Consider the following 10,290-nt stretch of genomic DNA (forward strand, 5'->3'; position numbering starts at 1 on the left):
GTGCCGTCGACGGGGGCCGATACGGGACTTCGTGACCCCCGTGCAGACCCCCGCGCCTCGCCACCCCGTGCACCCCGGTGCCCGGGCGCGCCGGCGCGCCCGCAGCGGGGCCGAGCCGACGGCGTACGACTTCCGCCGTCCCATCCAGCTCTCGCGCGAGCACACCCGGGTGCTCCAGGTCGCCCTCGACGGCTTCGCCCGCCAGATGGGCACGGTGTTCACCGCCGCCCTGCGCGCCGTCTGCACCGCCGAGCTGCAGGGCATCGCCCAGCAGACGTACGGCGAGCACGTCGACGCCCTCGACACCATGACGTACGCCGTCAAGGTGGGCGCCGAGCCGCTACCGGGCCTCGGCCTCCTCGAGCTGCCGCTGCCCGTGGTCATGAGCGCGATCGACCACATGCTCGGCGGACCGGGCTCGGACGACCAGCCGCGTCGGCCGCTGACCGAGATCGAGGGCTCCGTCGTGCAGGGGATCGTGTCCCGCCTGCTGGCCGAGCTCGGCCACAGCCTCGCCGGGATCGTCGACGTGACCCCGACCCTGGTCGGCATCGAGTACCACCCGCAGCTGGCCCAGGCCGCCGCTCCCGGCGACGCCGTCGTCGTGGCGGGCTTCGACCTGGTGATCAAGGACCGTCACCACCGGGTCACCCTGTGCCTGCCGTTCGCCGGCCTGCACCCCCGACTGGTGGAGGCCGCCGCCCCCGCACCGGTCTCCGACCACGAGCGGGTGCAGCGCAACCGCTCCGCCGCGCTCGTCGACCGCCGGTTCCAGGACGTCCCGGTGGACGCGGTGGTCCGGTTCCGCCCCACGCGGCTCGCCCCCGACGCGCTCACGCACCTCGCCGTCGGTGACGTGGTGCGCCTCTCGCACCCCTCGTCCGCGCCCCTCGACGTCGTCGTGGCGGACGCCACCTTCGCGCACGCCACCGCGGGAAGCCACGGCGCCCGGCTGGCGGCACTCGTCGTCGGCACCGCCGCCACCAAGGAGAACGCATGACCACCACCCACGACCTGGCCCACGACCCGGCCCACGACCCGGCCCACGACCTGGCGCTCGACCCGGTCCGCGGGACGACCGCGCGGGCCGGCGCCGACCTCCGCGAGGTCGTCCTCTCCGCCGCCGTCGCCGCCGCAGCGGTCCTCCCGGCGCCCACGCAGCTCGAGGTCGGCCAGCCGGTCCCCGGCGCGGAGTGGAGCAGCGCCGGCGGTGCCGGTGCGGTCGTGGCCGAGCTGCACCTCCCCGGCGCTCCCCGGTTCGCCGTGCTGGTCGGCGCGGACCTCGTCGAGGCGCTCGCGGCGAGCCCGCTCGGAGGGCTCGACCTCGCTGCGGCCACCCAGCCCGCGCTGGAGGCCGCCGCCGCGGCGCTCGGCGCCGGCTGCGGCCCGGCCCGCGAGGTGTCCGCCGACCTCGTCGACACCGACCTGGGCGGTCCCTTCACGGCCGTCCCCCTCCTCGGCGGCGGGCTCACCGCCGGCGTGCTCCTGGTCAGCGACCAGGCGGCGAATGCCGCCGGCGCCCTGCGCGACGCCGTCGCCCACGAGACCGCGGCCGTCGCCCCGACGCGCAGCTCCCAGCGGGGCCTGGAGATGCTGCACGGCGTCGACATGGAGGTCACCGTCGAGCTGGGCCGCACCCGGCTCACGGTGCGCGAGCTGCTGGCGCTGTCCCCGGGCGAGGTCCTCGAGCTCGACCGCGCCGCCGGCAGCCCGGCGGACCTGCTGGTCAACGGGCACCTCATCGCCCGCGGCGAGGTCGTCGTCGTCGACGAGGACTTCGGCCTCCGGATCACCGAGATCGTCGACGAGAGCGCAGCAGGCTGACGTGCTCGAGCTGACCGTGCGACTGGTCGTCTCCCTGGCGATCGTCGTAGGACTGATGCTGCTCCTGGCGCGCCTCGTGGGCAAGCGCTACGGGGCGCGGGACGGCGCGCCCGTCCAGGTGCTCCACCGCCAGCCGCTGTCGCGCAGCGCCTCCGTCGCGGTCGTCACCGTCGGCGGGCGCGTGCTGGTCCTCGGCACGACCGACCACCAGGTCAGCCTGCTCACCGAGCTCGACCCCGACGAGCTGGAGGTCGGCGACCTCGACCTCGACCTCGCGCTCGACACGGACCTCGAGGCCGCCGTGGCGCCAGTGCCGCTGCCGGCCCCCGCCGCGGGCGTCCGCGGCTCGCACCGCGCGGCCCCCGCCCAGCGTCGTACGACCACCCCCGCTCGCGCGGCCGACGCCGGCGCCCTGGCCGGCTCGGTCCTCTCGGTGCAGACCTGGCGCCAGGCGATCTCCGCCGCGACGGGCAGCTCGACCAGGAAGGCGTCGTGAGCGCCCGGACCCGGGTTGCGCACCTCCTCGCCACGCTCCTCGCCGTCGGCCTCGGTGCGCTGGCCGTGCTGCTCGGTGCGACCGCTCCCGCGACGGCCGCACCCCTCCCGGCCTCCTCCTCGCTCGCCCTGACCGGCCTGCCGATGGCGCCGCAGGGCCCCGAGGGACCGAAGGCCCCGAAGGGGCCGGACGCACCCGGCACGGACAGCTCGGTGACGATCGACCTCGGCGGCATCACCGACAAGCCGAGCACCTCGGTCACCGTCATCGTCGCGATGACCCTGCTCTCGCTGCTGCCCGCGATCCTGCTGACCTGCACGAGCTTCACCAAGGTGCTCGTCGTGCTCGGCCTGACCCGCAACGCCCTCGGCCTCCAGCAGATCCCGCCCAACCAGGTGCTGGCCGGACTCGCGCTGTTCCTGTCGCTCTTCATCATGGCGCCCGTGCTCGGCCAGATGAACGACGACGGGCTCCAGCCCTACCTCGACGGCGACAAGACCGCCTCGGCCGCCTACACCGACGGCGTGGGACCGCTCCGCGACTTCATGCTCGACCAGACCGGCGACGACGAGCTGCGGCTCCTCACGAGCGTCGCCGACCGCGAGCTGCCCGACAGCCGCGCCGACGTGTCGATGGCGACGCTCGTGCCCGCGTTCGTCCTGAGCGAGCTCAAGCAGGCCTTCATCATCGGCTTCATCATCTTCATCCCCTTCCTGGTCATCGACATCGTGATCAGCGGGGCGCTGATGGCGCTCGGCATGATGATGATGCCGCCGGTGATGGTGTCGCTGCCCTTCAAGCTCCTGCTGTTCGTCCTCGTCGACGGCTGGGGCCTCGTCATCACGTCCGTCGTCTCCAGCTACCAGTAGGCCGCCATGACCGACACCACCGTCATCAACATCGCGCTGCAGACCATGGTGGTCGCGCTGAAGCTCTCCGCGCCGATCCTGCTCACCGCCCTCGTCATCGGCTTCACGGTCTCGTTGTTCCAGTCGATGACCCAGATCCAGGAGTTCACGCTCGCCTTCGTGCCGAAGCTCGTCGGCGTCGGCGTCGCCCTCCTGGTCTCCGGCGGCTGGATGCTGCAGACCCTCGTCGACTTCACCCGGGACCTCTTCGCGATGGTCCCCTCCCTGCTGGGCTGACCGGTGACCCTGACCGTCGCGGGTGAGCCGCTGCTGGCCTACCTGCTGGCGTCGGTGCGCATCGTCTCCTGGCTGGCGCTGGTGCCGCCGTTCGCCGGGCGGGCGGTCCCGACGTTCGCCAAGGTCGTGCTGTCGCTGGCCCTGGCCTTCGCCGTCGTCCCCACGGTCGAGGCGGGCACCATCCCCACCTCGACCGGCGAGCTGCTCGTCACCACCCTCACCCAGGTCGTGGTGGGCTCCGCCCTCGGCCTGGTGACCTACGTCCTGCTGGCCGCGATCGCCACGGCCGGCTCGCTCATCGACACCTTCGGCGGCTTCCAGCTCGCCCAGGGCTTCGACCCGCTGTCGATGAACATGAACACCGTCTTCGGCAAGCTGCACCAGATGCTCGCGGTGATGATCCTCTTCGCCACGGGTGGTCACCTCCTGGTCCTGGGTGGACTGCTGCGCACCTTCGACGTGCTGCCGATCGGCGAGGCGCCCCGCCTCGACGGCGCCTCCGACGTGCTGCTGACGGCGTTCGGGATGTTCTTCGTGACCGCCGTGCAGATCGCGCTGCCGCTCGTCGCGGTCCTCTTCGTCGCCGACCTCGGCCTCGCCCTGCTGACCAAGGTCGCGCCGCACCTCAACGCCATCAACGTGATGTTCCCGGCCAAGATCGGCCTCACCCTGCTGCTCCTCGGGCTCTCCTTCCCGGTGCTCCCCGAGGCCGTCTCCCGGCTCGTCGAGCTGGCCAACGAGGCGCAGTTCGCGCTCGTGGGCGGGGGGTGAGGACCGGTGTCGGAGGAGAAGACCGAGAAACCCACCGCCAAGAAGCGCCGGGAGTCGCGCAAGGAGGGCCAGGTCCCGCGCACCCAGGAGCTCGGCGGCTGGGCGACCCTGCTGATCGTCGGGATGCTGCTGCCGGGGCTGCTCGGACGCGAGCTCACCGCGCTCGCGGAGCTGATGCGCGACTGCTTCAGCCTGCGCGGGCACGTCGAGGTCGCCGACGCGACCACCCTGCTCGGTCGCGGCGCCCGGCACGTGATGGTCACCCTCGTCACCCTGGGGTGCGCGGTGATGGTGGTCGGGGTCGCCGCCGCCCTCGCCCAGGGTGGCTTCTTCATGGCCACCAAGTCGGTCAAGCCGTCCCTGAAGAAGCTCGACCCGATCCAGGGCTTCAAGCGCGTCTTCGGCACCCAGGCCCTGTGGGAGGGCGCGAAGATGCTGCTCAAGAGCGCGGTCGTCGGGTTCGTGGCGTACGGCGCCGTGGTGGCGCTGATGCCCCTCATCGGCGGGCTCGTCCCGATCTCCGCCGTGCTCGAGGTGGTGCACGAGCGGGTGCTGGCGCTGCTGCGCAGCGTCGCCGTGGCCGGGCTCGTGATGGCCGTCGCCGACTATGCCGTCATCCGGCGGCGGATGGGCAAGAAGACCCGGATGAGCAAGCACGAGGTCAAGCAGGAGAGCAAGCAGTCCGACGGCGACCCGTTGCTCAAGGGCGCGATCCGATCGCGCCAGCTCGCCGCCTCGCGCAACCGGATGATGGCCGACATCGCCCACGCCGACGTCGTCCTGGTCAACCCGACGCACGTCGCCGTCGCCCTGCGCTACGACGCCGAGCGCGGCGCCCCGCGCGTCGTGGCGCGCGGCGCCGGGGTGGTGGCGCAGAAGATCCGCGAGCGGGCCGCCGAGCACCGGGTGCCGCTGGTCCGCGACGTCCCGCTGGCCCGTGCGCTGCACCGCTCGACCGTCGTGGGCCAGGAGATCCCCGCGGAGCTGTACGCCGCTGTGGCGCAGGTCCTCGCGTTCGTCATCTCCCGGCGCACGGCCGGCGTGCGCGGCGGCGAGCACCGCAGCCCCCGCACCGAGGTCGACCTGCCCGTCCTGCCCGGCGCGGGACGCCGTCGTCGTACGACCCACGCGGGCGAGGCGGCCGAGCCGAACCCCTCAGGAGTCCTCGCCGCCGGCCGATGAGGACCGTGGTGCCAGGACGGCACCGACCCGTGCCACGGAGGGCGCACCTCGTTCCGCGACCCGTCCGAAAGGCACCCCGTGGCCCCCAAGGCACTGCTCCAGCTGGGCGTACCGGCCGGCATCGTGATGATCGTCGTGATGCTCGTGGTGCCGCTCCCCGCGGTCGTCCTCGACATGCTCATCGCGCTCAACATCACCAGCGCGCTGCTGGTGCTCCTCGTCGCGATGTTCGTGCACAAGCCGCTCGAGTTCGCCGCGTTCCCCGCCGTCGTCCTCGTCCTGACGCTGTTCCGCCTCGCGCTCAACGTGAGCGCGACCCGGCTCGTGCTGCTCGACGGCTACGCCGGCAAGGTGATCGACACCTTCGGCCACTTCGTGGTCGGCGGCTCCCTCATCGTCGGGCTCATCGTCTTCGCGATCCTGCTGATCATCCAGTTCGTGGTGATCACCAAGGGCGCCGAGCGGGTCGCGGAGGTCGGCGCGCGCTTCACCCTCGACGCGATGCCCGGCAAGCAGATGGCCATCGACGCCGACCTCAACTCCGGGCTCATCGACGAGGACGAGGCCAGGCGGCGACGCGCCGAGGTGCACGCGGAGGCCGACTTCTACGGCGCGATGGACGGTGCGTCGAAGTTCGTCAAGGGCGACGCGATCGCCGCGATCGTGATCACGATGGTCAACCTGCTCGGCGGCTTCGCGGTCGGGATGGCGCAGAAGGGGATGTCGTTCGGCGACGCCATCACGACCTACAGCCTGCTGTCGGTCGGTGACGGCCTCGTCTCCCAGATCCCCGCGCTCCTGCTGTCCACCGCCACGGGCCTCATCGTCACCCGCAACACCGGTGACTCCGACATGGGCTCCGACATCCTGCGCCAGCTCACCGCCAACAAGATGCCGCTGCAGATCGCCGGCTTCGGCGCGCTCGCGATCTGCCTGATCCCCGGGCTGCCGAAGCTGCCCTTCGTCACCGCCGGCGGGATCATGCTGCTGGCATCCAGCCGGGTCCAGCGGCCCGGGGACGGTGAGCCGGTCGAGGGGGTCGAGCAGGTCGTCGCAGCGCCCCCCGACACCCCGGAGGTCCTGGCCGCCGAGATCCACGTGGACCCGCTGGGCCTCGAGCTCTCGCCCGACATCATCGACCTGGTCGACCCCGCCAGCGGAGGCGACCTGCTCGACCGGGTGAAGGCGCTGCGCCGCAAGATCGCCGGCGAGCTCGGCATCATCGTGCCGCCGGTGCGCACCCGCGACAGCATCGACCTGCCGACGGGCACCTACGCCATCCGCCTCTTCGGCATCGAGGTCGCGCGCGGCGAGGCACCACGTGGCACCGTGCTCGCGATCGGCGACAACGTCGGCGTGCTGCCGGGCCAGCCCACCCGCGAACCCGTCTTCGGCCTCGAGGCGTCGTGGATCCCCGCCGAGCTGCGGGTCCAGGCCGAGCTCAGCGGCGCGACGGTCGTGGACCGCGCGTCCGTCATCACCACCCACCTCGCCGAGGTCGTCGGCCAGCACGCCGCGCGGCTGCTGGGCCGTGAGGACGTCAAGACGCTCACCGAGCTCGTACGCCGCACCCACCCGGTCGTGGTCGAGGAGCTCACCCCGGCGCAGCTGAGCCTCGGGGAGGTGCAGCGCGTGCTCCAGGGCCTGCTCGTCGAGGGCGTGGCCGTCCGCGACCTGGTCCGCATCTTCGAGGCGCTGTCGCTGAAGGCACCGTCCACCAAGGACCCCGACGCCCTGGTCGAGGCCGCCCGCGCCTCGCTCGGACCCGCCATCGTCGCGCCGCACCTCACCGAGGCAGCGGTCCACGTGATCAGCTTCGAGCCCACCCTCGAGCAGCGCATGCTCGAGGCGGTGCGTGCGGGGGACATGGGTGCCGTGGTGGCGCTCGACCCGCTGCTCGCGCAGACCGTGCTGGGGGAGCTGGTCACGCTGCGGACCTCCGCCGAGGAGCAGGGGCTGCGACCCGTCGTGGTCTGCGCCCCGCAGCTTCGGGCCGCCGTGCGGCGGATGGTCGCGCCGGCCCTGCCGACCACGGCCGTGCTCTCCTACACCGAGCTCGTCGGGGCGACGCAGGTCCGCTCGGTCGGCACCGTCACCGGTGACCGCGTGGCGGTGTCAGCATGAGGCCCGTGTCGGGCACCATGCTCGTCGTCGCGGCCGTGCTGACCTCGCCGGCGCTGGTCGGGGCGGCCACCGGCGAGATGCCGCTCGACCAGGCCCTCGCCCGCTACCTCGTCGTGTCGGCCCTGTCCTGGCTGCTGCTCACGGTCGCCGCCGAGTGGCTCTGGTCGGATCCCGTGGCCCCGGCACTGGCCGAGCCGTCGTCGTCGACCGAGGAACCACCCGCCGGGTCCGGCTCCGGCGACGGCTGAGCGCCGAGCGGGACCCGCCACGACACCCGCGTCCCGTGCGGGTCGGCCGGCTCGACGACGAGCTCCCCGCCGAGGGTCTCCGCGCGCAGCCGGAGGTTGCGCAGCCCGCTGCCGGGGACGGCGTCAGCGGGGATTCCGCGTCCGTCGTCGGCGACGACCAGGCTGAACCACCCGGACTCGTCGACGCCCAGGTCGACCTCGCACCGGGTGGCCCGCGCGTGGCGGGCGCAGTTGGACAGCACCTCGCGCAGGACGACGCTCGCCTGGTCGCCCAGTGCGAGCGGCACCCTCGAGTCCACCGCACCCCACGTCCGCACGATGGGCACGAACCCGAGCGCCTTCTCGTACTCCCGGGTCATGCCGAGCACGTCACCGCGCAGGGAGCCCGTACGACGCTGCTCGAGCTGGAAGACCGCACCCCTGACGTCGCGGATCGAGTCGCCGATCTCGCGGACCGCGTCGGCGCGGTGACCGCCCGGGTCGCCGTCGGTGCGGATCCCGGCACGCAGCTTGAGGGCGGTGGCGTACAGCTGCTGGATGACGACGTCGTGCAGGTCGCGGGCGATCCGGTCGCGGTCGGCGGCCACCATCGCGTGCTGCCGCTCGCCCTGCAGGACGGCGTGGTCGAGGATCAGCGCCGCGTGCCGGACGAAGCCGGACATGAGGCTGCGGTCGTCACCGGTGAGGCGGCCGTGGGACTGCTCGAGCACGAGCAGCACGACGCCGGGGCGGGCGAGGTCGGGCCGCAGCGGGATCCCCCAGGCCGTGTGCGGACCGGCCCGCACGACGAGGTCGACGTCGAGGTCCTGCGCGACCCGCAGCCGGTCGGCGAGGCGGTCGAGGGTCTCGGTGAGCACCTCGTCGACGATCCCGGCCGTGCCGGACACGTCCACGCTGCGCGAGGTGGTGCTCACGACCGCGGCCGTGCGGGCGCTGGCGATCCGCTGGGCAGCGGCGGCGATCCGCGCGTAGGGCTCGTCCAGCTCGAAGGGCGGCTCGATCGACTGCTCCACGGCCGCCACGAGCTCGAGCACCTCGCGGCGCCGGTCGTTGAAGGAGTAGCTCTGCGCGTTGCGCACGGCCACGCCGGCCACGCGGCCGAGCACGGAGATGCTCGCGACGTCCTCCTCGGCGAACCCGCCCTCGGGCGGCGAGAGCAGCAGCAGGTCCGCGAACAGGCACCCGCCGACGATCACCGGCACCCGCAGCACCTCCCCGCCACCGTCGGGGTCGATCAGCCTGACCACGTCGTGCTCCGGGCGGCCGCCCGGCTCGCCCTGCAGGCCGGCGGACCCGATCCGCGCCCGCAGGGCACGTGCCTCGTCGGGACCGATGCCCCGGGCGTGCTCGACCGGCTCGATCGGCTGCGCCCAGGGGCCGGTGCCCGGAAGGACCTCGTCGACCACGGTGAGGACCACCGCGCCCGCGCGGGTGCGCTCTGCGGCGATGGTGGCGGCGCGCTGGAGCACGGTGTCGATGTCGAGCACCGACACGACCGAGAGGAGGTCGGTACGGCGCTGCGCCGGGTCGCCGGAGAACACCATGGGCTCATTGAACCAGCGCCGCGTCGACGGCACGGCTCACTCACCGCGCGGGGTGGTCGTGCTCCCGGTCGTCGTCCCTCGACCCTGTGCTGGCCCGAGCGGTGAGTGAGCCACATTCTGGCGCCCGGAAATGTGGCTGACTCACCGCTCGGGGGCGTGTCGTGCTCCGACGCGCGGGCCGGCGGTGCGTGAGCGACGTTCTGCCGCCCGGAAAGGTGGCTCACTCACCGCTCGATCGCTCAGACGGTACGGCGGGCAGCGGGGCCGCGCCTCGGGAGGTCAGCGGGAGATCGTGATCGCCAGGCCGACGAGGTGCTCGAGCCGGGCGAGCTCGGAGTCGAGGAACTCCGGTCCACCGCGACGGCCGATGAGCAGGTGGTCGTCGCCGAAGGGGGACGCGCACTCGACGTAGATCTCGTCGCCCGGCAGCCGGGTCGGCGAGGTGACGGGCGCGAGGTCGAAGTCGGTGGGGGCCGCGTCGGTCGCGTGGACGACGGCCCAGCCCGCCGGCGAGTGCCGGACCCGGGCGGCCCAGTCGACGCGGAAGGCGATGGGCAGCAGGTCGATCAGCCGGTCGCGCGCCGTCCTGGGATCCTCGGTGAGCGCCTCGACGACCTCGAGGTCGAGGAAGAGGTTGCCGCCGGCGGCGTAGCGGTTGATCCACAGCACGCTGACGCCGTCGAGCTGGCTGCACGCCGACACGATGGAGTCGGGCATCGTGCCCGGGACGATTTCGAGCAGCACGTCGTCGACGGCGTAGCCGTCGCGCTTCTCGACGATCTCGATCGCCTCGATGTCGCCCCCGGCCTCACCGATGGCCGTCGCGACGCGGCCCAGCGATCCCGGGACGTCCGGGAGCTCGACACGCATCAGGTAGGGCATGCCGTGAGGCTATCCCGCGCGTGTGTCGCAGACGTTTCGCCATCTTGCCCTGAGGACGGGCGTGTCACGGTGCT

The 10,290-nt window shown here is 73.1% G+C and carries 10 protein-coding genes; 8 read left to right on the top strand and 2 right to left on the bottom strand.

Annotated features, from left to right (window positions below; genetic code table 11):
* Positions 1-31: 31 nt before the first annotated feature.
* From EUA93_RS07745 to EUA93_RS07780, 8 genes are all read left to right on the top strand, one after another.
* A complete protein-coding gene (locus EUA93_RS07745; RefSeq protein WP_129399597.1) occupies positions 32-1,000 on the top strand; it encodes a flagellar motor switch protein FliM in 969 nt (322 codons plus the stop codon).
* A complete protein-coding gene (gene fliN / locus EUA93_RS07750) occupies positions 997-1,824 on the top strand; it encodes a flagellar motor switch protein FliN (RefSeq protein ID WP_129399598.1) in 828 nt (275 codons plus the stop codon). The genes EUA93_RS07745 and fliN overlap by 4 nt, the downstream gene beginning before the upstream one ends.
* A 1-nt stretch (position 1,825) precedes the next feature.
* Positions 1,826-2,320 (top strand): FliO/MopB family protein, encoded by a 495-nt coding sequence (locus EUA93_RS07755; protein ID WP_129399599.1) that lies wholly within the window; start codon positions 1,826-1,828, stop codon positions 2,318-2,320.
* Positions 2,317-3,189, top strand: a complete 873-nt coding sequence (fliP, locus tag EUA93_RS07760) for a flagellar type III secretion system pore protein FliP (RefSeq protein WP_242497282.1) — start codon at positions 2,317-2,319, stop codon at positions 3,187-3,189. The genes EUA93_RS07755 and fliP overlap by 4 nt, the downstream gene beginning before the upstream one ends.
* Positions 3,190-3,195: 6 nt before the next feature.
* Positions 3,196-3,465 carry a flagellar biosynthesis protein FliQ gene (gene fliQ, locus EUA93_RS07765; protein ID WP_129399600.1) on the top strand — a complete coding sequence of 90 codons (270 nt, stop codon included), beginning with the start codon at positions 3,196-3,198 and terminating at the stop codon, positions 3,463-3,465.
* Positions 3,466-3,468: 3 nt separating this feature from the next.
* The gene (locus EUA93_RS07770; protein WP_129399601.1) at positions 3,469-4,236 is read left to right on the top strand and encodes a flagellar biosynthetic protein FliR; all 768 of its coding nucleotides are present in this window, start codon (positions 3,469-3,471) and stop codon (positions 4,234-4,236) included.
* A 6-nt stretch (positions 4,237-4,242) separates the two neighbouring features.
* Positions 4,243-5,418, top strand: a complete 1,176-nt coding sequence (locus EUA93_RS07775; protein WP_129399602.1) for an EscU/YscU/HrcU family type III secretion system export apparatus switch protein — start codon at positions 4,243-4,245, stop codon at positions 5,416-5,418.
* Between the two features lie 78 nt (positions 5,419-5,496).
* Complete coding sequence (locus EUA93_RS07780; protein ID WP_129399603.1) at positions 5,497-7,542, top strand: flagellar biosynthesis protein FlhA; 2,046 nt, start codon at positions 5,497-5,499, stop codon at positions 7,540-7,542.
* Between the two features lie 103 nt (positions 7,543-7,645).
* Here EUA93_RS07780 and EUA93_RS07785 read toward each other — a convergent pair whose 3' ends face one another.
* On the bottom strand, positions 7,646-9,334 hold the full coding sequence (locus EUA93_RS07785; RefSeq protein WP_129399604.1) for a sensor histidine kinase: 1,689 nt from the start codon (positions 9,332-9,334) through the stop codon (positions 7,646-7,648).
* A gap of 279 nt (positions 9,335-9,613) precedes the next feature.
* Positions 9,614-10,207 carry an ACT domain-containing protein gene (locus EUA93_RS07790; protein ID WP_420819076.1) on the bottom strand — a complete coding sequence of 198 codons (594 nt, stop codon included), beginning with the start codon at positions 10,205-10,207 and terminating at the stop codon, positions 9,614-9,616.
* Between the last annotated feature and the right edge of the window lie 83 nt (positions 10,208-10,290).

Origin of the sequence: Nocardioides oleivorans (assembly GCF_004137255.1) — a bacterium.
Classification (GTDB): Bacteria; Actinomycetota; Actinomycetes; order Propionibacteriales; family Nocardioidaceae; genus Nocardioides; species Nocardioides oleivorans.